Here is a 1,167-nt window from a genome sequence, read left to right on the forward strand (position 1 = left end):
CAGTTTGACAGGTACAGCAGCTGGTGCATTTGATACGAAGAACTTTGGTACTGGTAAGACAGTGACGATTACTGGCTTGTCATTGACGGGTACGGATGCGGGTAACTACACGCTTAATACATATACAACAACCGCGAATATTACTCAGAAGGCATTGGATATCTCTGGTTTAACAGCTGCGAACAAGACCTATGATGGTAATACAACAGCGAGCTTGAGTGGTACGGCTGTATTGACGGGCTCAAGTACTGCTGCCAATGATGGTAGGTATATTGGTAGTGAGTCTGTCAGTTTGACAGGTACAGCAGCTGGTGCATTTGATACGAAGAACTTTGGTACTGGTAAGACAGTGACGATTACTGGCTTGTCATTGACGGGTACGGATGCGGGTAACTACACGCTTAATACATATACAAGAACGGCTGATATTGACAAGAGATCAGTGACATTAACTGCGCCATCTGTAACGAAGGCTTACGATGGTTTGACTACTTATATGGTTACAGCGGGCAATTTAACTTCGATTGGTTCTACTTTGGTAGGTGGCGATACAGTCACTGCTGCAACGATTACTTATAGTAGTAAGAATGTAGGTTCTGGCGACAGAACAGTGACTTTAAGTGGTGTGACTATCTCTGATGGTAATAGTGGTAACAACTATACCGTGACCTTGGCTGGTAATAGCTCAAGTACCATTACTCGTCAAACATCTGTAACATGGATTGGTGGTTCCACAGGTGACTGGTTTAACCCTGCTAACTGGGCTGTGACTGGTACAAGTACACCAGGAGCTGTTCCTGATTTAGCGAACGTCTCTGCTGTAGTGATTGGTGCTGGCAAGACGGTGACTTTTGATGACTCCGTATCAGGTAGAACCAGTCCTGCATCTACTGGTTTGGTTGAGATTACAACATTGTCTGGTGGTGGGTCGTTGACAGTGACCAATGGTTCTATCTCAGCCACTAGCTTGAATGTAGTTCAGTTGAATACGTCATCAGGCACAACGATTACGACAAGTTCTGGCATCACAGTAGCCCCAGCAACAGGAACAACCGATACGATAGCTGGTGTATTGGAAGGTAACGGTACTCTAACAAAGAATGGTACTGGCACGACGGTCTTGACAGGTGCTAACACCTATACTGGTGCGACAACCATCGGTGCTGG

Annotated in this window: 1 protein-coding gene; it reads left to right on the plus strand. The window is 45.7% G+C overall.

Annotation, left to right across the window (positions count from 1 at the left end):
• Window positions 1-1,167 (plus strand): YDG domain-containing protein (locus ICE94_RS08420; protein ID WP_216151140.1); only part of this gene is annotated, 1,167 nt, incomplete at both ends.

The organism is Polynucleobacter sp. MWH-Loch1C5, assembly GCF_018881775.1.
GTDB lineage: Bacteria > Pseudomonadota > Gammaproteobacteria > Burkholderiales > Burkholderiaceae > Polynucleobacter.